The 25993-nt window shown below is 64.6% G+C and carries 25 protein-coding genes and 1 riboswitch; of the genes, 11 read left to right on the top strand and 14 right to left on the bottom strand.

What is annotated here, in order from left to right; genetic code table 11:
• Positions 1-81: 81 nt before the first annotated feature.
• Complete coding sequence (locus IVB24_RS14305) at positions 82-945, bottom strand: DUF1194 domain-containing protein (protein WP_247773304.1); 864 nt, start codon at positions 943-945, stop codon at positions 82-84.
• 299 nt (positions 946-1244) lie between these two features.
• Positions 1245-1322, top strand: a riboswitch (Fluoride riboswitch).
• A gap of 36 nt (positions 1323-1358) precedes the next feature.
• On the opposite strand from IVB24_RS14305, the gene IVB24_RS14300 reads away from it, so the two are divergent.
• The 4 genes from IVB24_RS14300 to IVB24_RS14285 all read left to right on the top strand — a co-directional run bounded on the left by IVB24_RS14300 (position 1359) and on the right by IVB24_RS14285 (position 4328).
• Positions 1359-2630 (top strand): MFS transporter, encoded by a 1272-nt coding sequence (locus IVB24_RS14300; RefSeq protein ID WP_346771372.1) that lies wholly within the window; start codon positions 1359-1361, stop codon positions 2628-2630.
• Positions 2631-2658: 28 nt separating this feature from the next.
• Positions 2659-3042 carry a fluoride efflux transporter CrcB gene (gene crcB, locus IVB24_RS14295; RefSeq protein WP_094975504.1) on the top strand — a complete coding sequence of 128 codons (384 nt, stop codon included), beginning with the start codon at positions 2659-2661 and terminating at the stop codon, positions 3040-3042.
• Between the two features lie 138 nt (positions 3043-3180).
• Positions 3181-3486 (top strand): ATP-dependent Clp protease adapter ClpS, encoded by a 306-nt coding sequence (gene clpS, locus IVB24_RS14290; RefSeq protein WP_094975505.1) that lies wholly within the window; start codon positions 3181-3183, stop codon positions 3484-3486.
• Between the two features lie 80 nt (positions 3487-3566).
• Complete coding sequence (locus IVB24_RS14285; RefSeq protein WP_247773302.1) at positions 3567-4328, top strand: hypothetical protein; 762 nt, start codon at positions 3567-3569, stop codon at positions 4326-4328.
• Positions 4329-4349: 21 nt separating this feature from the next.
• Here IVB24_RS14285 and IVB24_RS14280 read toward each other — a convergent pair whose 3' ends face one another.
• The 4 genes from IVB24_RS14280 to fabI all read right to left on the bottom strand — a co-directional run bounded on the left by IVB24_RS14280 (position 4350) and on the right by fabI (position 8313).
• The gene (locus IVB24_RS14280) at positions 4350-5543 is read right to left on the bottom strand and encodes an adenylate/guanylate cyclase domain-containing protein (protein ID WP_247773301.1); all 1194 of its coding nucleotides are present in this window, start codon (positions 5541-5543) and stop codon (positions 4350-4352) included.
• Between the two features lie 52 nt (positions 5544-5595).
• Complete coding sequence (aroC, locus tag IVB24_RS14275; RefSeq protein ID WP_247773300.1) at positions 5596-6681, bottom strand: chorismate synthase; 1086 nt, start codon at positions 6679-6681, stop codon at positions 5596-5598.
• Between the two features lie 204 nt (positions 6682-6885).
• A complete protein-coding gene (locus tag IVB24_RS14270; protein WP_247773299.1) occupies positions 6886-7485 on the bottom strand; it encodes a histidine phosphatase family protein in 600 nt (199 codons plus the stop codon).
• A 12-nt stretch (positions 7486-7497) separates the two neighbouring features.
• A complete protein-coding gene (gene fabI / locus IVB24_RS14265) occupies positions 7498-8313 on the bottom strand; it encodes an enoyl-ACP reductase FabI (RefSeq protein ID WP_247773297.1) in 816 nt (271 codons plus the stop codon).
• Positions 8314-8485: 172 nt separating this feature from the next.
• On the opposite strand from fabI, the gene IVB24_RS14260 reads away from it, so the two are divergent.
• Together IVB24_RS14260 and IVB24_RS14255 are read left to right on the top strand one after the other, a co-directional pair.
• Positions 8486-8974, top strand: a complete 489-nt coding sequence (locus tag IVB24_RS14260) for an RNA polymerase sigma factor (RefSeq protein WP_028144186.1) — start codon at positions 8486-8488, stop codon at positions 8972-8974.
• A 106-nt stretch (positions 8975-9080) separates the two neighbouring features.
• Complete coding sequence (locus IVB24_RS14255) at positions 9081-9851, top strand: anti-sigma factor (protein ID WP_166466663.1); 771 nt, start codon at positions 9081-9083, stop codon at positions 9849-9851.
• Positions 9852-10161: 310 nt separating this feature from the next.
• On the opposite strand, the gene IVB24_RS14250 is transcribed toward IVB24_RS14255, so the two are convergent.
• Positions 10162-11124: a DnaJ C-terminal domain-containing protein gene (locus tag IVB24_RS14250; protein WP_247773295.1), complete on the bottom strand. Its 963-nt coding sequence runs from the start codon at positions 11122-11124 to the stop codon at positions 10162-10164.
• A gap of 109 nt (positions 11125-11233) precedes the next feature.
• Positions 11234-11641 carry an RT0821/Lpp0805 family surface protein gene (locus IVB24_RS14245; RefSeq protein ID WP_166466665.1) on the bottom strand — a complete coding sequence of 136 codons (408 nt, stop codon included), beginning with the start codon at positions 11639-11641 and terminating at the stop codon, positions 11234-11236.
• Between the two features lie 113 nt (positions 11642-11754).
• On the opposite strand from IVB24_RS14245, the gene pdxH reads away from it, so the two are divergent.
• Positions 11755-12396, top strand: coding sequence for a pyridoxamine 5'-phosphate oxidase (pdxH, locus tag IVB24_RS14240; protein ID WP_094975512.1), 642 nt, complete (start codon positions 11755-11757; stop codon positions 12394-12396).
• A gap of 26 nt (positions 12397-12422) precedes the next feature.
• On the top strand, positions 12423-13175 hold the full coding sequence (locus IVB24_RS14235; protein ID WP_094975853.1) for an SDR family oxidoreductase: 753 nt from the start codon (positions 12423-12425) through the stop codon (positions 13173-13175).
• Positions 13176-14248: 1073 nt separating this feature from the next.
• On the opposite strand, the gene IVB24_RS14230 is transcribed toward IVB24_RS14235, so the two are convergent.
• Together IVB24_RS14230 and IVB24_RS14225 are read right to left on the bottom strand one after the other, a co-directional pair.
• Positions 14249-14467, bottom strand: a complete 219-nt coding sequence (locus IVB24_RS14230; protein ID WP_094975513.1) for a hypothetical protein — start codon at positions 14465-14467, stop codon at positions 14249-14251.
• A 204-nt stretch (positions 14468-14671) separates the two neighbouring features.
• Positions 14672-15649, bottom strand: a complete 978-nt coding sequence (locus IVB24_RS14225; protein WP_247773293.1) for a magnesium transporter CorA family protein — start codon at positions 15647-15649, stop codon at positions 14672-14674.
• A 338-nt stretch (positions 15650-15987) separates the two neighbouring features.
• Between IVB24_RS14225 and IVB24_RS14220 the strand changes: the two genes are divergently transcribed.
• Complete coding sequence (locus IVB24_RS14220) at positions 15988-16674, top strand: L,D-transpeptidase (protein WP_094975515.1); 687 nt, start codon at positions 15988-15990, stop codon at positions 16672-16674.
• 36 nt (positions 16675-16710) lie between these two features.
• Here IVB24_RS14220 and IVB24_RS14215 read toward each other — a convergent pair whose 3' ends face one another.
• Positions 16711-17808, bottom strand: a complete 1098-nt coding sequence (locus IVB24_RS14215; RefSeq protein WP_247773292.1) for an extensin family protein — start codon at positions 17806-17808, stop codon at positions 16711-16713.
• A 64-nt stretch (positions 17809-17872) separates the two neighbouring features.
• Between IVB24_RS14215 and IVB24_RS14210 the strand changes: the two genes are divergently transcribed.
• Positions 17873-19501: a fatty-acid--CoA ligase gene (locus tag IVB24_RS14210; RefSeq protein ID WP_247773290.1), complete on the top strand. Its 1629-nt coding sequence runs from the start codon at positions 17873-17875 to the stop codon at positions 19499-19501.
• A 164-nt stretch (positions 19502-19665) separates the two neighbouring features.
• On the top strand, positions 19666-20517 hold the full coding sequence (locus tag IVB24_RS14205) for a DUF1499 domain-containing protein (RefSeq protein WP_247773288.1): 852 nt from the start codon (positions 19666-19668) through the stop codon (positions 20515-20517).
• 72 nt (positions 20518-20589) lie between these two features.
• Here IVB24_RS14205 and IVB24_RS14200 read toward each other — a convergent pair whose 3' ends face one another.
• The 4 genes from IVB24_RS14200 to IVB24_RS14185 form a co-directional block, all read right to left on the bottom strand.
• A complete protein-coding gene (locus IVB24_RS14200; RefSeq protein ID WP_247773286.1) occupies positions 20590-21507 on the bottom strand; it encodes an MBL fold metallo-hydrolase in 918 nt (305 codons plus the stop codon).
• Positions 21508-21686: 179 nt separating this feature from the next.
• On the bottom strand, positions 21687-22901 hold the full coding sequence (locus IVB24_RS14195) for an acyl-CoA dehydrogenase (RefSeq protein WP_094975520.1): 1215 nt from the start codon (positions 22899-22901) through the stop codon (positions 21687-21689).
• 128 nt (positions 22902-23029) lie between these two features.
• Positions 23030-24106, bottom strand: coding sequence for a 3,4-dihydroxy-2-butanone-4-phosphate synthase (gene ribB, locus IVB24_RS14190; RefSeq protein ID WP_140477679.1), 1077 nt, complete (start codon positions 24104-24106; stop codon positions 23030-23032).
• Positions 24107-24253: 147 nt separating this feature from the next.
• Entirely contained in the window at positions 24254-25984 is a 1731-nt protein-coding gene (locus IVB24_RS14185) for a cation:proton antiporter (protein WP_166466668.1), read from the bottom strand.
• Positions 25985-25993: the final 9 nt, after the last annotated feature.

Raw genomic sequence — 25993 nt, 5'->3', positions numbered from 1 at the left:
GACTGATTAGGGCCATGCACCGGTTAACGGGCCATTAACTCACGTGCCGGTTGGATGGACAAAAGGTCTCAGCCGGCAGCTTCAGCGCCCCCAGCGGTCCGACCAGATCTTCTCGCCGATCAGGCAGTTGGCGCGCGGTTCCTTGTCGGCGACGCGCATCACTGGACGGTCCGGCGTGCGGCCGGCGACCTCCATCAGCAGCTTGGTGCGGATCGCCTCCTTGAACTTGTCGCGGTCCTTGATCGTGATGACGAAGGAGCCGGGACCGCCGGTGACGCAATCCTCGTAGTAGAGATCGAGATTGTCGATATCCATGGTCGAATAGGACGGCTCCTTGACCATGATCGGCAGGCCGTTGATGACGATGCCCTTCTCCAGCGCGGCATCCCGCGCCACCGTGACCGGGCCGCCATTGTTGTTGGGGCCGTCGCCGGAAATGTCGATGACGCGGCGCAAGCCCCGATAGGGATCCTCGTCGAACAGCGGCATCGCGAACGTGATCGCGCCGGAGATCGAGGTGCGCGAGGCGCGCCGGATCGGCGTCTTCATGATCTCGGCGGCGACCGCATCCGCCGTCTCCGGACCGTCGACCAGCCGCCAGGGGATGATGATCTTCTGGTCGCTCGAGGCCGCCCACTCGAAATAGGTCACCGCGATCCGGCCGTTCGGGCCGAGCTTCAGCGCTTGAAGGAACTCCTTCGACTGGATCGCCTGCGCGTAGCCTTCGCGCTGGATCGCGAGTTCGTCCATGTCCATGGAGTAAGACACGTCGACGGCGAGGATCAGCTCGACGTCGACCGTCTGCGTGTCCCTGTCGGCCGCAAACCGCCGCGGCTCGTTCTTTGGCGGTTCGAATTTCGGTCCTGGTGCCGCGATGCCCGCGACGTCCCCTCCGGCAAACATGCCGGCCACCAGCACAGCCCCGATCGAGAACAGCAAGCGCATCGCAGTCTCCCGTCGTATGACGCGATGGTGACATGCAATCGCCGAGCCGCAAAGGGCGAAGATCGCTCACGCTTCACATTCGAGTTAAGGATTGGCGAGTTAAGGATTTGCGAGCCAAGAAGCTGCGGCTTAGGGATGTGCGCGCCTTGCGCAAAGCTGCCACCGTGTTGCCGCGCTCGCGCCGCCGGAACACGCCGGATCGCTCGCATCATTGGGCTCACGATGCGCGAAGCCGGAACGACGAACCGGGGACAGAGCGCTCGCCCACTTGTCCGAAGCGATTTCCGTGCTAGGTTGGCCGCACAGATGGGGATGGAGTCCCCCGATAACCGCCCGGCGGTCTTTGACCGTGATGGGCTGATGACTCCTGCTTGAGGAGGGGTGTTCTTTGCGCCTCTGCCTTCGGCGGGAGCATGGACAAACCCGCCAATGGCGGGTTTTTTGTTGTCTGGCGGCAAAGGACAGGAGAAGGCGAAGACGTGACGACGACACCGAATGCTGCACGCCGCGCGCTGCCCAGGGGGATCTGGGTGCTCGGCTTCGTCTCGATGCTGATGGACATCTCCTCCGAGATGATCCACGCGCTGCTGCCGGTCTATCTCGTCACCGTGCTCGGCGCTTCGACGCTCACCGTCGGCTTCATCGAGGGCATCGCGGAGGCGACGGCCTCGATCACCAAGATCTTTTCCGGCGCATTGTCCGACTGGCTCGGCAAGCGCAAGCTGCTCGCGGCGCTCGGCTATGGCCTCGCGGCCTTCACCAAGCCGCTATTCCCGCTTGCGCCCAGCATCGGATGGCTGGTGGCGGCGCGCTTCGTCGACCGCGTCGGCAAGGGCATTCGCGGCGCGCCGCGCGATGCGCTGATCGCCGATATCGCACCTCGCGGCCTGCGCGGGGCCAGCTTCGGCCTGCGGCAGTCGCTCGACACCATCGGCGCCTTCGTCGGACCGCTCGTGGCGATCGGCATGATGTGGTGGACCGCTGACAACTTTGCCGCGGTGTTCTGGGTGGCGGTGCTGCCGGCATTCCTGTCCTTTGGACTGATCGCGTTCGCGGTGAGCGAGCCGGATCCGGATCCGGGCCGGGAGCCTGCAGGGAATCCGCTCAATCTCGCCGCGATGCGGCAGCTCGGCGCGGTCTATTGGCGCGTCGTGGCCGTCGGAATCGTCTTCACCCTCGCGCGCTTCAGCGAGGCCTTTTTGATCCTGCGCGCACAGAACATCGGACTCAATGTGATGTGGGTGCCGGCGGTGCTGGTGCTGATGAACGTCGTCTATGCGCTGTCGGCCTATCCGGCCGGCGTGCTCTCGGACCGGATCAACCGGACCGGCCTGCTCGCGCTCGGGCTCGTGTTCCTCGCCGGGGCCGATCTCGCGCTGGCACTGCTGCCGAGCCTCGGCGGCCTCGCCCTCGGTGTCGTGCTGTGGGGGCTGCATATGGGACTGACGCAAGGATTGCTCTCGGCGCTCGTCGCCGACGCCGCGCCGCCCAGCCTGCGTGGCACCGCGTTCGGCTATTTCAACCTGTTCACCGGCCTTGCCTTGCTGGCCGCGAGTGTGATCGCCGGCGCGCTGTGGGACACCTATGGTCCGGCCGGCACATTCCTCGCAGGGCTCGGATTCGCATTGATCGCGCTCGTGGGTCTGCTCGCCGTCGGCAACGGCCTCGCTGCGGAGGACAAATGATGCAATTCGCAAACAGGGGAACGAGAGCTTGAACATTCAGTCCATTCTCGCCGTGGCCGCCGGCGGCGCCCTCGGCGCGGTCGTCCGCTATCTCGTCGCGATCGGCTCGGGCCGGGCGTTCGGCACGGATTTTCCATGGGGCACGCTGATCATCAACGTGACCGGATCGTTCCTGATCGGCACCTTCACCGCGCTATTCGCAACCAGATGGAACCTGCCGCAGGCCGCGCGGATTTTCCTGACCGTCGGAATTTGCGGTGGCTACACCACGTTCTCGACCTTCTCGCTGGATGCCTGGTACCTGATCGAGCGCGGCCAGACATGGGCATCCGCCGCCTACATGATCGCATCGGTCGTCTTGTCGGTCGGCGCCCTGATCGCCGCGCTCCATCTCGTTCGCGCCCTTCCCTAGCCGGGAGCAGGCGCGTTCGATGCATCGCTGCCAGTCACGACGGCATGACGGAAGCCATCCTGCCTTGGAGAGGCCCCTCATCCTGGAGTATGATGTGCCGGCTGCTCGCTCATCAGGGCGAGAGCGTTTTGGGATACGATGAGCGGCACCACCACAAAACCGAAGACACGGACCAGGACCAAGGTCGAACGGCCGAAGCTGCACAAGGTCATCCTGATCAACGACGACTACACGCCGCGCGAGTTCGTCACGATGATCCTGAAGGCCGAGTTCCGCATGACCGAGGATCAGGCCTACAAGGTGATGATCACGGCCCACAAGCTGGGCGCCTGCGTCGTCGCCGTGTTCACCAAGGACGTCGCCGAAACCAAGGCCACGCGCGCCACTGACGCGGCCCGCACCAAGGGCTATCCGCTGCTGTTCACGACCGAGCCGGAGGAATAACAGGCACGGTCTGTCCCCTTCGGGTCAATTTTAGCGATCGGCGCTACCGCAGGTTTAATCTCCTGTGTCACCACAACGCGATGACAGTCGCACTGCGCAAACAGCTCGCACTCGAGCGAGCCCGCCCCGAAACCTCGTTCGGTCCGTTCAAGCTGCTGCACGCTTTGCCCTGGCTGATCCTCGCGGCCGCCATGCGCGTGATCGCGTTCGGCGGCGGCGGCGTGGCGCTGCCGGCCATCATCGTTGCCGACATTTCGGTGCTGCTGGCCTTCTTTGCGACGGCACGACAATCGATCGAGGCGGCCGGCGGCCAATCCTCGCTCGGGACGCTGACAATGGGCGAGCAGTTCAAGCTCTCCTTCTCGATCCTGTGGCGGATCATGCTCGTGATGATCGCAGCGGCGCTCGGCGGCGCAACGATCGGCTACGGGGCTTCGTATCATCTGATGGCGGGCCTCGACGGCATGGCATTCGACCAGTTCACCCATCCCGGTCGATTCTGGAGCGCATGGATCGCCGCACTCGTGCTGCTCATGATCCTCCGCGCCGAGCGTGACGACGGCAGGGTCGCCTTGTTCGCCGCGATCGGCGAATTCGCACGGCGCGGGCTGTGGCTCGGCGCTGCCGTCATCGTGCTCGGCGCCGTCAACGTCGCCCTCGCCTATGGACAGGAAGCCGTGCGGATCGCGATCTGGAATTTCTGGCAGACCTCGTCGGCGACGCAGTTCACCAAGAACCTGATCTATTTCGTCTTCATCTTCAGTTTCGCGATGCTGCGGCTGTGGATCACCCTGACGATCCTGACGCTCGGACTGAGACAATCATATGTTCGCGCCGACTAGTTCCGGCGGCAGGAGCATGCGCTAGGCCATCACCACCGGCGTTTCCTCCGCGAGCCCATACACGCGCTGCGCCCTGGAAAATCCCGCGATCGGAAATTCACCGAGCTCGCGCCAGTCGTGTCGGCAGGCGTTCGCAAAGACTTCCGAGACCACGACGGTGCGGCCGAGCCTCCCTGCGATCTTCTCCAGCCGTGCCGCGAGATTGACGGCGGGTCCTATGCAGGTGAAGTCGAGACGGTTGCCGCCGCCGATATTGCCGTAGAGGATGTTGCCGACATGCAGCGCGACGCCGAAGCGGAAGCGCTCGACGGCGTCGCCGACCGGAAAGGCGAGCGCCTCGACGCTGGCGCGGGATTCGCGCGCGGCCTCCAGCACGCGCGCGCAGACATGTGCGGCATCGTCGACATATTCGTCGATCGGGAACACCGCCAGCAGTCCGTCGCCCATGAACTTCAGCACTTCGCCGCCACGGCTCCGGATCGCGGTGACCTGGCAGTCGAAATAATGATTGAGGATCTCGACCACGGTCTCGGGCGGCAGCCGGTCCGAAAGCGCGGTGAAGCCGCGCAGATCCGACAGCCAGATCGCGGCCTGCATGGTGTCGTTGTGGCCGCGGCGGATCTGGCCGCCGAGGATGCGCGCGCCGGCACGGTTGCCGACATAAGTGTCGAGCAGCACCTCGGCGGTGCGGCGCTGCGAGATGATCTCGATGATGCGCGCCAGAGGTTCGATGATCACGCGCAGTGCCGCGACCTGATCCGGATTGAAGCCTCCCGGCTGCCGCGTGCTCACGCTCATCGCATGACCGGTGCCGTCGAGAAAGCCAAGCGGCAGCGCAAGATAGTCGGTCGCGCCCTCGTTCCTGAGGTCGAGCAGAAGGGGAAAGCGCTCGGCATCAGGACCATTCGGATCGCCCCTCACCTCGACGGCGTTGTTGAACAGGATGCTCAGGGGGCTCGCCTGGAATTCCGGCGTGTTCTGAATGTCGAAATCGACCGAGCCTATCTGAATTTCGGGGGCGCCCCGGGTCCAGATGAAGTTGCGGCCAAAGACCTCCGGGTGCAGCGTTCGGATGAAAACGCCCACGCGCCAGAGCGGCAGTCCGGCCTCGACCATGCGCTCGCAACACTCGACCATCCAGGAGTCGGGGTTGTCGACAGGGTGCCGGGCCGAGATCAGCCAGTCGACGACATTCTGATGCGAAACGGTGGTCATCGGTGCATCGTGCCGGATTGCCGGCTGTATCGCCAGCGTCAAGATGCAGCGGTCAGCCGATTTGACCGCGGTGGCGCAGGAAATGATCTGCCAGCACGCAGGCCATCATGGCTTCGCCGACGGGGACGGCGCGGATGCCGACGCAGGGGTCGTGGCGGCCCTTGGTGAAGATCTCGGTGTCCGCACCTTTGCGATCGACGGTGAGACGCGGCTGCAGGATCGAGGAGGTCGGCTTCACCGCGAAGCGCACCACGATCGGCTGTCCCGTGGAGATGCCGCCCAGCACGCCGCCCGCATGGTTGGACAGGAAGCGCGTGCCGTCATTGCCGGTGCGCATCTCGTCGGCGTTCTCTTCGCCGGTCAACTCGGCGGCGCCGAAACCAGCGCCGATCTCGACGCCCTTCACCGCGTTAATGGTCATCATCGCGCCCGCCAGATCGGAATCGAGCTTGGCGTAGATCGGCGCACCAAGGCCGGCCGGCACGCCTTCGGCGACCACCTCGATCACCGCGCCGATCGAGGAGCCGCTCTTGCGGATGCCGTCGAGATAGGTCTCGAAGAACGCGGCCTTGTCCTTGTCCGGGCAGAAGAACGGATTCTTGGCGATCTCGTCCCAGTCCCACTTGCCGCGGTCGATCTTGTGCGGGCCGATCTGCACCAGTGCGCCGCGCACCCTGACGTCAGGCAGCACCTTTCGCGCGATCGCACCGGCGGCGACGCGCGTCGCCGTCTCGCGCGCCGAGGAGCGGCCGCCGCCGCGATAATCGCGCAGGCCATATTTGGCCTCATAGGTGAAGTCGGCGTGACCGGGCCGGAACTTGTCCTTGATCTCCGAATAGTCCTTCGAGCGCTGGTCGGTGTTCTCGATCAGGAGTCCGATCGGGGTGCCCGTCGTCACCTGCACGCCGGTCTCCGGATGCGCCATCACGCCGGAGAGAATCTTGACCTGATCCAGCTCCTGGCGCTGGGTGGTGAAGCGCGACTGGCCCGGCCGGCGGCGATCGAGATCGCCCTGGATGTCGGCCTCGGTGAGCGGGATCATGGGCGGACAGCCGTCGACCACGCAGCCGATCGCCACCCCATGGCTCTCGCCGAAGGTGGTGACGCGGAACATGTGGCCGAAGGTGTTGAAGGACATGCCGGACCGTCGCCTAGCGTTGAATGGCAACGCCTATGTTGAATTGCAACGTGACGTAACGCGATCTGGATGAAGGGTCAAATATCCCACCCCAGCCGTCATGGCCGGGCTTGTCCCGGCCATCCACGTTCTTAGGCGTCGCAGCCAAGACAGTCCGTGGATGCCCGGGACAAGCCCGGGCATGACGGTGGTCGGCGAGAGGGCTTAACTGAACTTCTCCAGCCGCCCCTCGCGGAACACGTAGACCGCGCCCTGCTCGATATAGAGTTCGGCAGCGCTGGCTGGCGTTTCCAGGCCGAGCGACACCATCAGGGCCCGGCAGGTCCCGCCATGGGCGACCGCGACGATGTCGGTCCGCAGCTGCTCGTACCAGGCGCGTACGCGAACCTGGACATCGGCATAGGTCTCCCCGCCGGCGGGGCCCACCGTCCATTTGTCCACGAGCCGCCTGGCATAGATTTCGGGATCAGCGGCCTCGCTCTCGGCCAGCGTCAGCCCTTCCCAGCTGCCGTACCCGATCTCGCGCAGCCGATCGTCCAGCGCATAGTCCGCCACCGGCAGATCGAGCCTGCCGCGGGCGAGCTCCATGGTTTGCCGCGCGCGGCCGAGCGGGCTCGACACGTAGGGCAACGCCGCCTTGTCACGGCCCTCGCGCTTGAACAGATCGCCCAATATGCCGCCGGCCTGCACGGCTTGGTTACGGCCGCGCGCGTTCAGCGGAATGTCCTTGGTGCCCTGGAGGCGTCCGAGTGCATTCCACTCGGTCTCGCCGTGACGAAGATAGTAGATCGTGGGCACGGGCATTCCGGATAAGGGCTAATCCTTGCCACCGAACGCAATGTCCGGCGCGTCAGGCCGCTTCATGCCGAGCACGTGATAGCCGGAATCGACATGATGCACCTCGCCGGTGACGCCGCGCGAGAGGTCGGAGAGGAGATACAACGCGCTGCCGCCGACGTCCTCGGTCGAGACGTTGCGTCGCAGCGGCGCGTTGGCCTCGTTCCACTTCAGGATATAGCGGAAGTCGCCGATGCCGGACGCCGCCAGCGTCTTGATCGGACCTGCCGAGATCGCATTGACGCGGATGTTCTTCTCGCCGAGGTCGGCGGCGAGATAGCGCACGCTGGCTTCGAGTGCCGCCTTGGCAACGCCCATCACGTTGTAGTGCGGCATCCACTTCTCGGCGCCGTAATAGCTGAGCGTGACCAGCGAGCCGCCGTCGGTCATCAGCTTCTCGGCGCGCTGCGCCACGGCCGTGAACGAGTAGCAGGAGATCAGCATCGACTTGGAGAAATTCTCCTGCGTGGTGTCGACATAACGGCCGTCGAGCTGCTCGCCATAGGCGATCGCATGCACCAGGAAGTCGATCTTGCCCCATTTCTCCTGCAGCACCGCGAACGCGGCATCGATGGTCGCGGCATCCGTGACGTCGCAATGGCCGAGCACGAGGCCGCCGATCTCGGCTGCAAGCGGCTCGACGCGCTTTTTCAGCGCATCGCCCTGATAGGTGAAGGCGAGCTCGGCGCCGGCGGCGTGGCATGCCTTGGCGATGCCCCAGGCGATCGAGCGGTTGTTGGCAACGCCGAGGACCACTCCGCGCTTGCCTTGCATCAGACCCGAATTCTGCGCCATTTTTGAACGTCCCGTCGAACTCTTGGTGAGGTCTGGAGGTACACCAGCCCTCCCCCGCGGTACAGCCCTAATACGCCGCGTTAACGCTGTTTCGAGCGCCGGAATAGTCGTTCCGTTCGGGTGTTATGATCGTTGAGGCGCTCGCGCCTGATACCAGGACGTCAAGACCGCAATGAGTGCGTTTCGCCAGAGTGTGGAAGCCATGATCCCGGCGTTGCGCCGCTACGCCCGCGCGCTCACGCGCGACGCGGACGCGGCCGACGATCTGGTGCAAGACACGCTGGTTCGGGCACTGCGTTCGGAGCGATTGTTTCTCGGAGGCGACGTCAGGAGCTGGCTCTACACGATCCTGACCAACCTCAACAAGAACAGGCGGCGCTCGCTGGCGAGGCGGCCGCAGTTCATGCAGCTGACGGAGAACAATCCGGATGCCAGCGGCACCGAAGCCGAAGGGCGCGACATCGAGAGGGCGCTGGCGACGCTCGTCGAGGAGCAACGCTCGGTGTTGCTCCTCGTCATGCTGGAGGGCATGAGCTACCGCGAGGTCGCCGACATCCAGGGCGTGCCGATCGGCACCGTGATGTCGCGCCTCGCCCGCGCCCGCGCCCACGTCAAGGCCTCGCTGGAGGGCGAGCGCCCGACGCTCAGGCGGGTGAAATGATGGCAGGGTTGATGCATCGCGTGTCGTCCGCCCCCAGCATCCTGATGAGCTACGCGAAGTTGAGCTTAGAACGACATTTAGGGCCACAGAGCCAGAGACGATCGATATGAACGACCGCAAGATCCCAGTGACCGAGGACGAACTGCACGCCTATGTCGACGGCGAACTGCCGGCCGAGCGCCGCGCCGACGTCGAGGCCTGGCTTGCCGCCCACCCTGATGAGGCCGAGAGGGTACAGTCCTGGCGTGCCATGGCTGAGATGCTGCACGCCCGCTACGACGCCATCGCCCAGGAGCCGGTGCCGGCCCGGCTGGAGCTCGAGCGGCTGGACCGCCGCCCGCGGCAATGGCTCTATGGCGCCGCCGCGGCAGTGCTGGTTGCGTTCGTCGCCGGCGGCTCGGCCGGCTGGGTCGCGCATGGCGCCGCCAATGCGCCCTCGACCTTCCAGAGCTTCACGGCGGATGCGCTCGACGCCCACCGGCTCTATGTCGTCGAGGTCCGCCACCCCGTCGAGGTCGGCGGCAACGAGCGCGATCACCTCCAGGCCTGGCTGACCCGGCGCTGCGGCTGGACCGTATTCGCGCCGAACCTGGAGGCGAGCGGGCTGAAGCTCGTCGGCGGTCGGCTGTTGCCGGGTCCGAACGGGCCGGCCTCGTTCCTGATGTACGAGGGCGCCTCGGGCGAACGCTACACGATCTACACCGCCAAGACCGAGAATGGTGCGACGCAAATGCGTTACGCCAACACGGACAAGGACGGCGCATTGTTCTGGGCCGAGCACGGCGTCGGCTACGTCGTCAGCGGCGGCGGCGATCGCGACCGACTGACCAAGGTGGCGCAGGCTGTCTATGATCAGGCCGAGAAAAAAGGCAGCTAGACAACCGCTCGAACGCGGTGCCCAGATTCCGACATTGAAAATTTGGAATGAAGACATCGGCGCGTCTCATTATCGCACCGGATGATCACGCGAAAATGAGCAGCGTTCGATCCGCCGATCGACGCGGGCGGCCTCGTTTGGGGTTTTTGGTACCGCGCTGGTCCCCCTCTCGAGGCCGCACCTTTTTATCGGCTGCCCCGCCGGGCAACCGACACGTCGAGCATAGAAGCGCTACCACGCTCCAGGATGAGCATCATCTCCTCGACGATGCCCTAGGCCTTTAGAGAACCCCTTCGATTCGGATCTCGCCCTAACCAAGCCCGCTACGTGGATTGTAGGGGTGCTGGTCCCGCCACTTCTCCATCAATGCCTCAAGCTCGGCGTCGTTCCCGTCCGGTAGCATAATCCTGATGGTGACGAAGAGATCCCCGGTTCCGCCAGTCTTTGGCAAGCCCTTGCCCTTGAGACGGAAGGTCCGGCCGCTGGAGGTGTTTTTCGGAACCGAGAGCTCCACGGCATTGCCGAGGGTGGGCACCCGGACCTTGGCCCCGAGCACCGCCTCATAGAGCGTCACCGGCAAATCGATCCGCAGATCGGCGCCCTCGATCTTGAAGTAGGCGTGGGGCGCGATGCTGAGGGTGATCAGGAGATCGCCGGGCGGATGGCCCTGCGCGGACTCGCCCTGCCCCCGAAGCCGGATCTGCTGAGCCTCGGTGACGCCGGCCGGAATCTTGACGTTGAGCTCCTTGCCCGTCGGCAGCCGAACGCGCTTCTCGCCGCCCTTGACCGCCTCTTCCAGCGAGACGGACATGGCAACGTTCACGTCGAGATCGAGCCCGACGCCGCCGGTGTCGAATTCAAACTGGGCGCCGCCGCCGGCCCCGGGCCGGGCGCCACGCGTCCCGCCGCCGAACATGCTGTTGAGGATATCCTCGAACCCGCCGCCGCCCTGTCCGGGACCGCCGCCGGAGCGGAACGAATAGCTTTCGAACCCGCCGGGACCGGCGCGGCCACGCGGCCCGCCACCGCCCGGAAAACCCTGGAAGCGCGGCTTGCCATCGGCGTCGATCTCGCCGCGGTCGAACTGCTTGCGCTTGTCCTCGTCGCCAAGGATCTCGTTCGCCGAGTTGATCTCGGAGAAGCGCTCGGCGGCTTTCGGGTCGTCCTTGTTGCTGTCGGGATGATGCTTCTTGGCAAGCTTGCGATAGGCGCTCTTGATCGCGGCAGCGCTTGCGCTCCGCGGCACCCCCAAGACCTCATAGGGGTCGCGCATCCGTCACGTCTCCTTCAGGACATCGAATTGTTCAAAGGGCTCCCCGCCCCACCTGCGATCCATGTGGGGGTGGAGTGGCATTTTTGCAACTAGGCCTGCAGACCGAATCCTAGCTCCGCCACGGCTTTAGCGTATGAATCTCCCAACGGCCACGGGTGCTTTGGCAGCCGGCGCCCTGGAGCCAGCTTTCGGTCGCCCCGTTGACGTAGCTCGCCAGGAAATCGCGGCATCTGCGGCCGTCCTCGGCGGCATAGGACTGCGCGATCGGCGTCACCGAACCCCGCGCGCCGGTCTCCGGATTCTCCCAATGCTGGCTGGAATCCCTGTCGCCCTTGCTGAGGACGTCGGAGGCGGCGTTGCGGGCGAAGGCGAGATCGGTCTCAGTTGGCGGGGCATCCTTCGCCGGCCGCACGATCGAACCGGTGAGGTCGCTGTCGTCGGCCTTGGCATAGGCGCTGGTGTCATTGCGTGAAAAGCTGCAGCCGCCGGTGCCGAGCCCGATCAAAATCATCGTCATCACGAAGCCTGATGGCCGGATCGCCGATAGGCCAACGCATCCCCATGCCCTATATAGGGCGGCGGCGGACAACAACGCGTTTTGGGCCGCGGGACGCAACTCGGACTCCAGACATGACCGACACGACCTCGATGAAACACCAGACACCCTTAACATCCGGTGATTTTACCGCCGCCGATGAACCATTTGCTCTTTTCGAGGCCTGGTTGAACGAGGCGATCAAGAGCGAGCCGAACGATCCGAACGCCATGGCGCTCGCAACCGTCGACCCCGACGGACTGCCGGATGTGCGCATGGTGCTGATGAAGGGCTTCGATACCGAGGGTTTTGTCTTCTACAGCCACATCGCCAGCCAGAAGGGCCGCGAACTCGCCGCAAATCCTAAGGCAGCGTTACTTTTTCACTGGAAGTCGTTGCGCCGTCAGGTCCGCATCCGCGGCAACGTGACGCCGGTGACCGAGGCCGAAGCCGACGCCTATTTCGCGACGCGACCGAAGCAGGCGCAGATCGGCGCCTGGGCGAGCAAGCAGTCGCAGGAGCTCGAGAGCCGCTTCGCTTTCGAACAAGCCATCGCGAAGGTCGCGGCCAAGCACATCATCGGCGAGGTGCCGCGGCCGCCGGGCTGGAGCGGCTGGCGCATCACGCCGTCGCGGATCGAGTTCTGGCACGACCGCCCGTTCCGCTTGCACGACCGCATCGAATTTCGCCGTGACGCGGCCGGCCAACCGTGGTCCAAGACGCGGATGTATCCGTGAGCTTTAGGCCGACCTGAAAGATGTCCATGCCGCATTCGTCCAATGCGCCGCGCCGCACGCTGCTCCTGACCGGAGCAAGCCGCGGCATCGGCCACGCCACCGTGATCCGCTTCTCCTCGGCGGGCTGGCGCGTCATCACCTGCTCGCGGCATCCGTTCCCGGAGGATTGTCCGTGGGATGCCGGCCCTGAGGACCACATCCAGGTCGATCTCAGCAATCCCGCGGACACGACACGCGCGATCTCCGATATCCGCGATCGCCTCGAAGGCGGCATGCTGCATGCGCTGGTGAACAACGCCGCAATCTCGCCGAAGGGCCCGGGCGGCTCTCGGCTCGGCTCGATCGATACCGATCTCGACACCTGGACGCACGTCTTCCACGTCAACTTTTTCGCGCCCATTATGATCGCGCGCGGACTGATCGAGGAATTGAAGGCGGCCAAGGGTTCGGTCGTGAACGTCACCTCGATTGCGGGCTCGCGCGTGCACCCGTTCGCGGGCGCCGCCTACGCCACGTCGAAGGCCGCGCTCGCATCGCTGACGCGCGAGATGGCCTCCGATTTCGGCCGCGTCGGCGTCCGCGTCAACGCGATCGCACCGGGCGAGATCGACACCTCGATCCTGTCGCCCGGCACCGAGAAGATCGTCGAACAGCAGATTCCGCTGCACCGCCTCGGCACGCCCGACGAAGTCGCCAAGATCATCTACGTGCTGTGCACGGACACCAGTTCTTACGTCAACGGCGCGGAAATCCACATCAACGGCGGCCAGCACGTCTGATCGGTTCGCGTCATTGCGCGGCCGGGATGGAGCAAGGGCGACAACGTCTCTCTCGTGGCGCGGACGCGCTGCCTCGCATCGCCGGGACGACACTACTTCCGCATCGTCATTGCAATGCTCCAAATGCAGATCCCAGCAGCAGTGCCGTAGGGCGGGCAAAGGCGCATAGCGCCGTGTCCACGATCTTCCTCCATATGCAGTAAGGCGTGGGCACGCTTTCGCTTTGCCAACCCTACGAGATCGAGCTTGTGGCACGCAGTTCGGTTAGCAGACATGACTTCTCGTTCTCGCGGCGCATTTCGCCCGAGCTTTGCTTCATCTTTCACCCTCTAAATCCAAGAGGGCACAGGGAAGGCCGGGTGCCGGCTGGCACCCGCGGTCTGCTGCGCGAAAGGCACGCGCAAAAAAGACCGCACAGCAGCATACAGGTGTCGCCGATCACTCGGCCTTCCCTGCGCAGTGGTCGGACGGCTTATGCCGTGATCTCCCGGGAGCCGACCATTCCTTCTGGCCTCCCTCGCCGTTCGAATTGACGATGCCGTCCACCCGGTTGGGCTCGCGCACATCTTCGAACAGCTTGACCGTGGCAACGACGGCCAGGACCACACGGTTTTGCCGTACGCACGGCCCGCCATGTCGCCGCAGTATTCCCGGACTCCGTCGACAGAGCCGGAAACTTACAACGAGACGAGGCCTGACAGCGCCGTCGTCCGCACGAAGCCTCGGGCTCACAGGGACTACCCGCCCTGCCCGCGCCTCTCATGCCGACGCTGCCGCGTCCACCGCAAGCCCGGCTCGCGAACATGACGACGACAAGTCGCCCCTCTTGGTGAGCCGGGATGAGCGACACATACGCCGAAACCGAATTTCGGTAAAGTGAAATATTTTTGCGCGCGTGGATTGACAGGGGGCGACACAGGCTCTGTTTTTGGCTGGAGGGGCTGTTCAGTCAGTTTCCAGCGCACCCGCCGGTCAGACCTCAGCCGATTGCCCTGAAGAGACTCCGAAGAAGGGAAGCAAGGCGATCCAGACAACGCCGCCGCAAGACCTGGATCGCCCTCGCCTTCCGTTCCTCAATCGATTCGAATCCGACGTGACCGGTCGCGCGGCATTGGAGCGGCCGTGCTGAATGCGGTCGAGCAGTCGTCGTCATTCTCACCGTCGAGCAGCGGAGCACCACAGTGCCGGCACATGCGTGCCGACATCGACGACGCCTTGCCGCTCGCCAGGACCTGGCGATAGTTCGCGAGGTCGATGACGTTGCGGGGCGACGTTATGTGTTTTTCAACCATGGTTGTTCCTCGCGGCTACGCACTGCTTATCGCAGACAAGTTTCGCGCAAACGTTCAGCCCACCGCTCAAATTTTACCGGAGGAATTGCGGCACGGCGAACACATCACCGCGCGGCCTTAATCCCGATCTATTCTGCGACACGATTCACCGTGTCTGTGCGACCGGTGTAAGGTCTCGGTCACTATTTTCCAAGCGCGACCAGATCAGAGCCACTTCTTCCACTTGAAGATCCAGTACGGGACGATCGCGGCGATCAGCATCAACACCAGCGCGTACGGATAGCCGTGGGCCCATTCGAGCTCGGGCATCGCCCTGAAGTTCATGCCGTAGATCGAGGCGATCAGCGTCGGCGGCATCAGAACGACGGCCATGACCGAAAACAGCTTGATGATGTTGTTTTGCTCGAGATTGACGACGCCGAGCATGGCGTCGAGCACGAAGGTGATCTTGCTGGAGAGATAGGAGGCATGATCGGTCAGAGAGGAGACGTCGCGCTGCATGGTCTTGAGCTGCTCGCGCATGTCCTTCGACCATTTCACCCCCTCCACCACGGCCGAGAGGAAGGCGACGACGCGACCGATCGAGACAAGGCTCTCGCGCACCTTGGAGGTCAGGTCGCCCTTACGGCCAATCGAGATCAGGATCTGGGAATATTGCTTGGCGTGACCGTGGCGCTCACTCTCGGGCTCGAAGATGTCGTGGCTGACCTGGTCGATCTCGGCACCGCAGCGCTCCAGGATGTCGGCGCAGCGGTCGATCACGGCGTCCAGCAGCTCCATCAGCACCATCTCGCCGGTGATGGAAGGCGTGCAGGAGCGGGCGAGCTTGGCCTCGACCAGGGCGAACGGTTTCGGCAGTTCGTAGCGTACCGTCACTAGGCGGTGGTCGCCGAGGATGAAGGTCACCGCCGTGGTCCGGGGCATGTCGGTATCGGAGTGGCACATCAGCGTCGCGGTCATGTAGCGCGCGCCGTTCTCGATATAGAGGCGGCTGGAGATCTCGATCTCCTGCATGTCTTCCCGGGTCGGGATGGCGATGCCTGCAAGCCGCTCCACCGCCTTGTCCTCGGCCGCGGTGGGATTGACGAGATCGATCCAGACCGCGCTTTCGGGCAACGCGGTGAGATCTTCGATCACAGCCTTCTTCAGGACGGACTCCGAGGGAACAAACACCGAAAACATGCACAACTCCAGAGAACCTGCGGCAGAATGACAGCCCTTAGCGCGATTCTGACAAGTTCACGATGACAACCACATTAGCGGAGCGTTGGCATTTGTGGCGGTGCCATGCCTCATCTGTGGCCCGGAATCGACAGTCCGGCCCCCCTCAGCCCAAAAATCTTCACGGGACCGCAAAATTTGCGGCAGAAAAGCCACAGCTGGGGTCTCGCAGCGCGGGATAAGCCCTTCAGTGCTGGAATTGTGGCAGATTTCAACGATAATGGGATTAACGGAGTCGAGGAACTTGGGCGTTAAAGCTCAGGCCTTCTGCACGGTATTGCTTTGATTGGAACCAAATCATGTCGTCGCTGAAAGTTAAGTTGGGAATTCTGGCCGCCGGCCTGATGCTGTCGGGCTGCATGCAGGCCACGCATTTCGAGGCGACCGACACCAAGGCCTTCAAGCCGAAGGACAAGGAACTGCTCGCCAAGGTCCGGTATGAGAACACCCCGGTTGCCGAGCCATTCCGCCGCGCCATCGTCGATTACCATCGCAAGGAATCGCCGGGCTCGATCGTGGTCGATTCCGACAACCATTATCTCTATTACGTGCTGGATGGGGGCAAGGCGATCCGTTACGGCATTACCGTCGGCGAAGAGGCCATGGCCTGGTCGGGCATCGCCAAGGTAGGCAGCAAGACCGAGTGGCCGGCCTGGCACCCCACCCCCGGCGAAATTTCGCGCCTGGGCGTGCCGACCTATGTCGCACCCGGTCCGGACAATCCGATGGGCTCTCGCGCGATCTACCTTTACTCCGGCGGCAAAGACACCTTGTTCCGCATCCACGGCACCAACCAGCCGGAATATATCGGCGCCTCGATCTCGTCAGGCTGCATCCGCCTGACCAACGAGGACGCGATCGATCTCTACGATCGCGTCAAGGTCGGCACCCTCGTCGTGGTGCTCGAGCCGAAGCACGGCGACTCGCCGTACAATTCGCGGCTGGCGCTCGGCGGCAGCCAGACCGGCCAGGCGGGCAGCTACTGATCGCCTGCTGATCTCCGAGATCCAAAAGCGCCGGTTTCACCGGCGCTTTTTTGTTGCCGGCTTGTGCGGCTGGGACTTGCCGACATTGGCCGCCGGCTTCTCCGCCGCTCCGTCCTCGGCTCCTTTCTCGGGCTTGGTCTCGGGCTTGATCTCGGATTTGGCGGCGACCTCGCGCGGCGGCGCCTCCTCGGGGCGCTCCGCCGGCAGCAGCGGGGCGATTTGCGGCAGGGGATCCCAGACGTTCCACTGGCAGATCCGGTAGTCGTTGCGCCGCTGCGCGAGATCGAGATGGACATGGTCCTCATGGTACCAATCCGAGCCCGGGCCGAGCACGGTGGAAAATCGTGAGCAGACCGAATGCAGCACCTGCTCGCGCACCTCGCGCGATATGGTGCGGTCGGTGAGGCTGATCGACTGCCCGTTGGCCATCTTGATGCCCCGGACGTCGAGGGCGTTGGCCTTGCCGTGCTCGGACAGCAGCGCGCCGGCGACGCGGTTGCGACCGCGGCACTCGAAGCTGTCGAAATTATCGAGTTCGCCAATGGTCGAGCCAAGGCTGGTGGCCAGCGGCGCCATGTCCTTGCGCAGCCAATCGGCGATCGCAGAGGCCATGGTGCAGCGAAGGATCGCCGCCGGCTTGACCGTCACCTTGCGCTTGTCCGGCAGCACGATGGCTTCCAGCCGCACCAGATCCTCGCCGCCGCAGGCGCCGGGGCCGCGGATATCCGGTATGGAGGGCGCGATCGCGATCTCCTCGGTCAGCGCCAGACGGCAGGCGGAGACCGGCTTCTCGGGTGGTGCCGCAGCCTCGGCGGGCTTGTCGGCGCCAAGCTTGTCCGCGAGAGGCTTGCCGTCCGGCTCCGGCGGGGCCTCGCCCGAGGCCTTCTCGTCCAAGGCCTTGGGCGCCTCCTCGGGGCGCGGTCTCGGCAGCGGAATCCTGGCGGAATGAACCGCGGGGCGCGGCCGAGGTGCGGCGATACCGAAGATGTCCAGCGGAGATGTATATTTTCGCGCCTCTGCCCTCTCGGCGAGCACCAGCGACAGCCCGAGCGCAGCGGTAACCATTGCCGCGCCAGCGGACATATAGCCGCGACAAGACCATTTGCGGCGAAAGTCCGGCACGCTAAAACCCATGGCAATCTTTGGCCCAACGCTGAGAGCGACAACGCGCCCAGCGACTTCTCGGAGGAACGTCGGAATGCTTGGTTTGATGCAAGATTGGCCCCTGCTCTGCCACCGGATCATCGAACACGCTGCCAAAATCCATGGCAAGCAGGAGGTGGTCACACGCTCGGTCGAGGGACCGATCCATCGCACCACTTACGCCGAGATCCACAAGCGCGCGCTCAAGGTCTCGCAGGTGCTGGATCGCGAGGGCATCAAGCTCGGCGACCGTGTCGCGACGATCGCCTGGAACACCTGGCGCCATCTCGAAGTCTGGTACGGCATCATGGGGATCGGCGCCATCTGCCATACCGTCAATCCCCGCCTTTTCCCCGAGCAGATCGCCTGGATCATCAACCATGCGCAGGACCGCATCGTGATGACCGACATCACCTTCGTTCCGGTCCTGGAGAAGATCGCCGACAAGCTGACGAGCGTGGAGCGGTACGTCGTTCTGACCGACAAGGCGCATATGCCGCAGACCACGCTGAAGAACGTCGTCGCCTACGAGGACTGGATTGCGGAGGCCGACGGCAAATTCAAATGGAAGGACTTTGACGAGAACACGGCGGCAGCGATGTGCTACACGTCCGGCACGACGGGCGATCCGAAAGGTGTGCTGTATTCGCATCGCTCCAACGTGCTGCATGCGCTGATGGCCAACAATGTCGATGCGCTCGGCACCAGCGCGTCCGAGACAATGCTTCCGGTGGTTCCCCTGTTCCATGCCAACAGCTGGGGCATCGCCTTCTCCGCCCCCTCGCAGGGCACCAAGCTGGTCATGCCCGGCGCCAAGCTCGACGGTGCCTCGGTCTATGAGCTGCTCTCGACCGAGAAGGTGACGCACACCGCAGGCGTGCCGACGGTGTGGCTGATGCTGCTGCAGCACATGTCCGCCAACAATCTCAAGCTGCCGGACCTGAAGATGGTGATCTGCGGCGGCTCGGCGATGCCACGCTCGATGATCAAGGCCTTCCTCGACATGGGCTCCAACGTGCGCCACGCCTGGGGCATGACCGAGATGAGCCCGATCGGCAGCGTCGCGGCGCTGAAGCCGCCGTTCCAGAACGCAACCGGCGAAGCCCGGCTGGACGTGCTGCAGATGCAGGGCTACGCGCCCTTCGCGGTCGAGATGAAGATCACCGACGATGCCGGCAAGGAGCTGCCCTGGGATGGCAAGACGTTTGGCCGCCTCAAGGTCTCCGGCCCCGCTGTCGCCAAGGCCTATTATCGCGTCGACGCCAACATTCTCGACGAAGACGGCTTCTTCGACACCGGCGATGTCGCGACAATCGACGAGGCCGGCTACATGCGGATCACCGACCGCTCCAAGGATGTGATCAAGTCCGGCGGCGAGTGGATTTCCTCGATCGAGCTGGAAAATCTCGCGGTCGGCCACCCCGCCGTGGCCGAGGCCGCCGTGATCGGTGTCTACCACCCGAAATGGGACGAGCGGCCGCTGCTGATCGTGCAGCTCAAGCAGGGCCAGCAGGCCAGTCGCGAGGACATCCTGAAATACATGGACGGCAAGATCGCCAAATGGTGGATGCCCGACGACATCGCTTTCGTCGACGGCATCCCGCACACCGCCACCGGAAAGATCCTGAAGACGGCGCTGCGCGACCAGTTCAAGGATTACCGCTTCCCGAACGCGGCGGCGTAACTGCCTCACGCGTCATTCCGGGGACGATGACTGCATCGCCCCCGGGATGACGGGCAGTAACAACCCGGACTCCCTTGAATTTGCCTCCGGGCCGTGGTCTCAACGGCGCATCGTCGCGCCAATCGGCCGGCACCGCCCCAAAAGACCCCGGCAGAGCTCACCCGATGGCCCGCAGGTTTTCCGCTCCCTATCAGTCGGAGCCCGTGTCCAGCCTCGCGAGCTGGGCGCGCAATCTGGCCGTGTTCGCGGTGGTGGCGGTGGTGGTCTCGATCATCATCGTCCGCTTCGATTTCCTGGAGCCGAAGCCGGCGCTTGCGACCTTCTTCGGCGGGCTCGCGATATCAGGCGTGTCGATCCTGTTCGGGCTCGCCGGCTTTGCCGCGATCTGGCAGAACGGCTCGCGCGGCATGGCGCGCATCCTGCTCGCGTTCCTGATCGACGGGGCGATCCTGGCCTATCCCGCCTACCTGGCCTTGCAATATCGCAAGCTGCCGCCGATCTACGACATCACCACCGACCCGATCGATCCGCCGCGCTTCGACGCGCTGGCGCGCCTGCGCACCGGCGAGGGCAACAACCCCGCGGTCTATGCCGGTCTCTATTCGGCGGAGCAGCAGCGCCACTTCTACCCTGATATCGAGCCCGTCGAGCTCGAGATTTCCGTCGACCGCGCCTATGCGATCGCGCTGCAGCTCGTCAACAAGCGCAAATGGATCGTCATCGACGAGCGCGCACCGCAGCCGCCGCGCCGCATCGGCCGCATCGAGGCGGTGGCGCGCACGCCGATCATGGGATTTCGCGAGGACATTTCGATGAGGTTCGTGGCGGACGGCGACGATTCCCGTGTCGACATCCGCTCGGCCTCGCGCAATTTCGACAGGGATCTCGGCAGCAATGCCGCCCGCGTCAAGAAATTCATCGATGATCTCAACACCGCCGCCGATGCCGACGCGCTCAAGCCGGTGAAGAAGACCCCGGTGGCGCCGAAGGCGCCGGCGAAGACGGTGAAAAAGTGAGATTGGCGAATGGGCAGTAGCGAATAGCGAGTGGAAAGCACTTATTCGCTACTCCCTATTCGCCATTCGCTCCTACGCCATCCGGTACATCCCGCCAATCACGGGATCACCATCCGTCGTGACCACGCCGCGGGCGACCAAATCTTCGAGGTGCGCCAGCACGGAATAGCCTGCCGCCGTCGTCAGCCTCGGATCGATACCGATATAGATCGCGCGGACCATCGTGGGGATGTCGGTCTCGCCCTTGGCGAGGCGGTGCAGGATCGAGGCCTCGCGCGCCTTGCGGTGGCGGATCAGGAAGCGCACGAAGCGCTGGCCGTCGGGAATCTCGGGGCCGTGGCCGGAGAAATAGAGATCCTCCTCGCGTGCGGCGAGCCGGTCGAGCGAGTCCATGTAGTCGATCATCGAGCCGTCGGGCGGCGCCACGATCGAGGTGGACCAGCCCATCACGTGATCGCCGACGAAGTTGAACTTTCGTTCCGGCCAGGCGAACGCCAGATGATTGGCGGTGTGCCCCGGCGTCGCCACGGCCTCCAGACGCCAGCCATCGCCTTCGACGACGTCGCCATGAGCGATCCTCACATCGGGCACGAAGTCGCGGTCGGAGCCGGATTCCGGATTGTGCTTTTCGCTCTCGAAACGCGGGCGCGAGGCGCGGTGCGGGCCCTCGGCATAAACGGGCGCGCCGGTCGCCTGCTTGATCCGCGCGGTGTTCGGCGAATGGTCCCGGTGGGTGTGGGTGACGAAGATGTGGCTCACGGTCTCGCCGCGCACGGCATCGAGCAGCGCAGCCGCATGGGCCTCGTCGTCCGGACCGGGATCGATGATCGCGACATTGCCCCGACCTACGATGTAGCTGACCGTGCCGGTGAAGGTGAACGGGCTCGGATTGTTGCAGAGCACGCGGCGCACGCCGGGCCGGACTTCCTCGACGATTCCCGCCTTCAGTGGAAAGTTGCGGTTGAACGGGACGTCGTCATTGTCGGACATGGCTTGCTCATTCCTTGCGGACTTCGTCATGCCCGGCCTTGTGCCGGGCATCCACGTTCTTCGCGTGGTTTAAGACGTGGATGGCCGGGACATCTAGCGCGAAGCACGCGCTTCGCGCTTCTGCCCGGCCATGACGCAATTGGCGAGTTCAGTCGCATCCCATGCCGAGGTGTGCTGGATCAGAAGAACGCCTGAATGCCCGTGATGGCGCGGCCGAGGATCAGCGCGTGGACGTCGTGGGTGCCCTCGTAGGTGTTGACCGTCTCGAGGTTATGGACGTGGCGCATCACGTGGTACTCGATCGAGATGCCGTTGCCGCCGTGCATGTCGCGCGAGACGCGGGCGATATCGAGGGCCTTGCCGCAATTGTTGCGCTTCATGATCGAGATCATCTCGGGCGCGAACTTGCCCTCGTCCATCAGGCGGCCGACGCGAAGCGAGCCCTGCAGGCCGAGCGCGATCTCGGTCTGCATGTCGGCAAGCTTCTTCTGCACCAGCTGGGTCGCGGCGAGCGGCCTGCCGAACTGCTTGCGGTCGAGCGTGTACTGGCGCGCGCGATGCATGCAATCCTCGGCCGCGCCGAGCACGCCCCAGGAGATGCCGTAGCGGGCGCGGTTGAGGCAGCCGAACGGACCCTTGAGGCCGGAGACGTTGGGCAGCAGCGCGTCTTCCGGAACGACGACGCCGTCCATCACGACCTCGCCGGTGATGGAGGCCCGAAGCGACAGCTTGCCGCCGATCTTCGGCGCGGACAGGCCCTTCATGCCCTTCTCCAGCACGAAGCCGCGGATCTGGTTGTCGTGCGCTGCCGACTTGGCCCAGACCACGAACACGTCGGCGATCGGCGCGTTCGAGATCCACATCTTGCTGCCGGTGAGGCGATAGCCGTCCGCGACCTTCTCGGCACGCGTCTTCATGCCGGCCGGATCCGAGCCGGCATCCGGCTCGGTCAGGCCGAAGCAGCCGACCCACTCGCCGCTGGCGAGCTTCGGCAGGTATTTCTTGCGCTGGTTCTCGTCGCCATAGGCGTAGATCGGGTACATCACCAGCGAGGACTGCACCGAGTTCATCGAGCGATAGCCGGAATCGACCCGCTCGATCTCGCGCGCGACGAGGCCATAGGCGACGTAGCTCGCGTTGGCGCAGCCATATTCCTCCGGCAGCGTGATGCCGATCAGGCCGAGTTCGCCCATCTCGTTGAAGATCTCGCGGTCGGTCTTCTCCTCGAGATAGGCCTTGGTGACGCGCGGCAGCAGCTTGTCCTGGGCGTAGGCGCGGGCGGTGTCGCGCACCATGCGCTCGTCTTCGGTCAGCTGCTCGTCGAGCAGGAACGGATCATCCCACTGGAAAGAAGCCGCAGCCGGCTTGTCCTTGGCCTGGGGGCGCACGCTCATGAAACGTCCTTTCGTCTGGTTCCGTCAAATTTGCCCGACAAACTAAAGCGCCGCGGCAACAAGTGCAATTGCATCCTGATTTCGGTCATTCCGGGGCGCGCAACGGCGCGAGCCCGGCAACGGCGTCGTCAGCTTTCGAGCTGCTCGTTGGCGACGATCTCGATGCCGAAGCCCGACAGGCCCTTGTAGTCGTGCACCGAGGAGGTGAGATGCCGGATCGAGGTGACGCCGAGGTCGCGCAGGATCTGCGCACCGACGCCGACCTCGCGCCACTGGCGGTTGCGGTCGGCTTCCGACGCAGACTCGTCCGGCAGCGCCGCCACGGGCACACCGGCCGCGCCGTCGCGCAAATAGACCAGCACGCCACGGCCGGACTTCTTGAATTGCTCGAGCACGGCGGCCATGCGCTTGTGGCCGGTGAAGATGTCCTTGACGATGTTCGGCTTGTGAAAGCGCGTCAGCACGTTCTTGCCGTCGCCGACGCCGTTGTAGACGAACGCGACGTGGGCGATGGAATCGAACGGCGAACGATAGGCATAGCCCTGCAAGGGGCCGATCGGGCTTTCGGTGACGAAGGTCGAGACCCGCTCGATCAGCTTCTCGCGCGCCTGGCGGTAGGCGATCATGTCCGCGATGGTGACGTGCTTGAGCTTGTGCTTGGCCGCGAAGCGGGCGACCTGCTCGCCCTTCATCACGCTGCCGTCGTCGTTCATCAATTCGCTGATGACGCCGACCGGCGGCAGGCCGGAGAGCTTGCAGAGATCGACGGCGGCCTCGGTATGGCCCGAGCGCAGCAGCACGCCGCCGTCCTTGGCGATCAGCGGAAAGATGTGGCCGGGGCGTGCGAAATCATTGGCACCGGCATTGGGATTGGACAGCGCGCGGCAACAGGAGGCGCGCTCCTCGGCAGAAATGCCAGTGCCGCCGTCGGGCTTGTAGTCGATCGACACCGTGAACGCCGTGGTGTGCGCGGAATCGTTGTGGGCGACCATCGGATCGAGCCGCAGCCGACGCGCGTCCTCGGAGGTCACGGGCGCGCAGACGATGCCGGAGGTGTGGCGGATGATGAACGCCATCTTCTCGGCGGTGCAGAGCGAGGCGGCGACAATGAGGTCGCCCTCGCCCTCACGGTCATCGTCGTCGGTGACGACGACGAGCTCACCCCGGGCAAAGGCCTGCAAGACTTCCTGGACGCTATCGGGCATGTCCCAATCTCTATCGGTTATGAGCGGGAGGCTTAGCCGGACTTGGGCCGGGACGCTAGTGTCCTGGACGCAACCGCATATGCCGCGGGCAGGCCTGCCAAGGCGGGACAGGCTTGCACCGAAGATACCAGGGATTTCCGGCGCCCGTCAGGGCAGCACTTCGCGGCGCTCGCCGAGCCGCTGGTCGAGCTCGGCGCGCTTGTCGGCGAGCAGGCCGGCCTGCGCGGCCTCGATCACGGTAAACAGTTCACGGGCGTCGCTGAGCCGGGTCACGGTGACGTAGCTGGCACCGGCCGCATAGAGCTCCTCCACGTCCGACAGCAGATCGGCCGTGGCAACGATCATGGCGGTGGGGTTCAGGGTGCGGACGTGTCGGACCAGCTTCTCGTTGCTGGCGCCCTTCAGCAGCGAATCCGGCACGCTGAGGATGATCATCTCGGACTTGCCGACCCCGGCATGGAGCAGCGTATCCGCACTGCTGATGTCGCCATAGATCACGTGCAGGCCGCGCGACAACAACGTCTGGTACACATTGGGGTTGAAGTCGATCACCGTGATCTGCTCCAAGAGCACCGGCGTCTGCCGTTCGATCTCGGCCAGCAGCGCGCTCGCCGCACGGAAAAAGCCGAGGATGACGATGCGGCGAGCCTCGCCATGGCCGCCCTCGTGCCCCTCCTCCCCATGGCCGTTGCCATGGTCGAGATCGCGCAGGCCGATCCGCTTCAGGGGGCCGATCGCCCAGCGGGTGATCTCGTCGCTGCGGCTCATCGCGAAGGTCGAGAGCACCGCCAGCACCACGAAGGCGAAGGAGGCGGCATTGGCCGTCTCCGGGGCGATGTGGTTGGCGGCGATGCCGGTCTGGATCACCACCAGTGAGAATTCGGAGATCTGGGCGAGGTTGAGCGCCGGCAACAGGCTGGCGCGCAGGCCCTGCTTCATCAGATAGAGCGGCGTGAACGTGGTGACGAGACGGCTGACCACCGTGAAAGCCGCGATCATCAGCGCCAGCCCGATCACGGAGAGGCCGGGCACGGGAATGGTCATGCCGAGCGCGACGAAGAACAGGGTGATGAAGAAGTCGCGCAGCGTGGTGACCTTGGCGGTGACGTCGAGCGCATAGGGAAAGGTCGAGAGCGAGACGCCTGCGATCAGGGCGCCCATCTCGCGCGACAGCGACAGCCGCTCGGCGGTTTCGGCCACGAGAAAGCACCAGGCCAGCGCGCCGAGCAGGATCAACTCGGGCCGGCGGGCGATCTGGTGGAACAGCCGCGGCAGCACGTAGCGGCTGACCAGCAGCGCGGCGGCAACCAGCACCGCGACGCGGCCGATCGAGAGCAGGATGACGCTGGCTTCCAGATTGGCAAGGCTCGGCTGCACCGCCAGGAACAGGATGGCGAAGATGTCCTGGAGCACCAGCACGCCGAGCGTGATGCGCCCCGGCAGCGTGTCGAGCTCGCGCTTCTCGTAGAGCACCTTGACGATGATCACGGTGCTCGACAGCGCGCAGGCGACGCAGAGATAGACCGCATCGAACCGCCCGCCGCCGAGCGACAGGCCGATGCCGGCGAAGAACAGGACCCCGAGCAGGCAACCGCCGAGCAGCTGGCCGCCCGCCGCAAACAGGATCACCTTTCCCGCCCGCACGATCTTCTTCAGGTCGATCTCCAGCCCGATCATGAACAGCATGAAGATCAGGCCGAGTTCGGAGATGACGCTGATCGATTCCTGCGAGTGGACCCAGCCGGCGCCGAATGGACCTATGCAGAAGCCGGCGATAAGATAGGCCAGGATCAGCGGTTGCCGGGAGAAATGGGCGAGCAGGCCCAGCATCCAGGCAAACAGGATACAGAGAGTGATGTCGCGAATGAGCTCGTGCATACCAAATTG

Source organism: Bradyrhizobium sp. 192 (assembly GCF_023100965.1).
GTDB lineage: Bacteria > Pseudomonadota > Alphaproteobacteria > Rhizobiales > Xanthobacteraceae > Bradyrhizobium > Bradyrhizobium symbiodeficiens.
The sequence above is the reverse complement of the archived record's forward strand: the minus strand, read 5'-3'. Positions and strand labels throughout refer to the sequence as shown.

Excerpts from the sequence above, each read along its gene's own strand:
- IVB24_RS14305 (WP_247773304.1), bottom strand. The coding sequence starts at position 945 with ATGCGCTTGCTGTTCTCGATCGGGGCTGTGCTGGTGGCCGGCATGTTT.
- IVB24_RS14300 (WP_346771372.1), top strand. The coding sequence starts at position 1,359 with ATGGACAAACCCGCCAATGGCGGGTTTTTTGTTGTCTGGCGGCAAAGG.
- clpS (WP_094975505.1), top strand. The coding sequence starts at position 3,181 with ATGAGCGGCACCACCACAAAACCGAAGACACGGACCAGGACCAAGGTC.
- IVB24_RS14285 (WP_247773302.1), top strand. The coding sequence starts at position 3,567 with ATGACAGTCGCACTGCGCAAACAGCTCGCACTCGAGCGAGCCCGCCCC.
- IVB24_RS14280 (WP_247773301.1), bottom strand. The coding sequence starts at position 5,543 with ATGACCACCGTTTCGCATCAGAATGTCGTCGACTGGCTGATCTCGGCC.
- aroC (WP_247773300.1), bottom strand. The coding sequence starts at position 6,681 with ATGTCCTTCAACACCTTCGGCCACATGTTCCGCGTCACCACCTTCGGC.
- IVB24_RS14270 (WP_247773299.1), bottom strand. The coding sequence starts at position 7,485 with ATGCCCGTGCCCACGATCTACTATCTTCGTCACGGCGAGACCGAGTGG.
- fabI (WP_247773297.1), bottom strand. The coding sequence starts at position 8,313 with ATGGCGCAGAATTCGGGTCTGATGCAAGGCAAGCGCGGAGTGGTCCTC.
- IVB24_RS14260 (WP_028144186.1), top strand. The coding sequence starts at position 8,486 with ATGAGTGCGTTTCGCCAGAGTGTGGAAGCCATGATCCCGGCGTTGCGC.
- IVB24_RS14255 (WP_166466663.1), top strand. The coding sequence starts at position 9,081 with ATGAACGACCGCAAGATCCCAGTGACCGAGGACGAACTGCACGCCTAT.
- IVB24_RS14250 (WP_247773295.1), bottom strand. The coding sequence starts at position 11,124 with ATGCGCGACCCCTATGAGGTCTTGGGGGTGCCGCGGAGCGCAAGCGCT.
- IVB24_RS14245 (WP_166466665.1), bottom strand. The coding sequence starts at position 11,641 with ATGACGATGATTTTGATCGGGCTCGGCACCGGCGGCTGCAGCTTTTCA.
- pdxH (WP_094975512.1), top strand. The coding sequence starts at position 11,755 with ATGACCGACACGACCTCGATGAAACACCAGACACCCTTAACATCCGGT.
- IVB24_RS14235 (WP_094975853.1), top strand. The coding sequence starts at position 12,423 with ATGCCGCATTCGTCCAATGCGCCGCGCCGCACGCTGCTCCTGACCGGA.
- IVB24_RS14230 (WP_094975513.1), bottom strand. The coding sequence starts at position 14,467 with ATGGTTGAAAAACACATAACGTCGCCCCGCAACGTCATCGACCTCGCG.
- IVB24_RS14225 (WP_247773293.1), bottom strand. The coding sequence starts at position 15,649 with ATGTTTTCGGTGTTTGTTCCCTCGGAGTCCGTCCTGAAGAAGGCTGTG.
- IVB24_RS14220 (WP_094975515.1), top strand. The coding sequence starts at position 15,988 with ATGTCGTCGCTGAAAGTTAAGTTGGGAATTCTGGCCGCCGGCCTGATG.
- IVB24_RS14215 (WP_247773292.1), bottom strand. The coding sequence starts at position 17,808 with ATGGGTTTTAGCGTGCCGGACTTTCGCCGCAAATGGTCTTGTCGCGGC.
- IVB24_RS14210 (WP_247773290.1), top strand. The coding sequence starts at position 17,873 with ATGCTTGGTTTGATGCAAGATTGGCCCCTGCTCTGCCACCGGATCATC.
- IVB24_RS14205 (WP_247773288.1), top strand. The coding sequence starts at position 19,666 with ATGGCCCGCAGGTTTTCCGCTCCCTATCAGTCGGAGCCCGTGTCCAGC.
- IVB24_RS14200 (WP_247773286.1), bottom strand. The coding sequence starts at position 21,507 with ATGTCCGACAATGACGACGTCCCGTTCAACCGCAACTTTCCACTGAAG.
- IVB24_RS14195 (WP_094975520.1), bottom strand. The coding sequence starts at position 22,901 with ATGAGCGTGCGCCCCCAGGCCAAGGACAAGCCGGCTGCGGCTTCTTTC.
- ribB (WP_140477679.1), bottom strand. The coding sequence starts at position 24,106 with ATGCCCGATAGCGTCCAGGAAGTCTTGCAGGCCTTTGCCCGGGGTGAG.
- IVB24_RS14185 (WP_166466668.1), bottom strand. The coding sequence starts at position 25,984 with ATGCACGAGCTCATTCGCGACATCACTCTCTGTATCCTGTTTGCCTGG.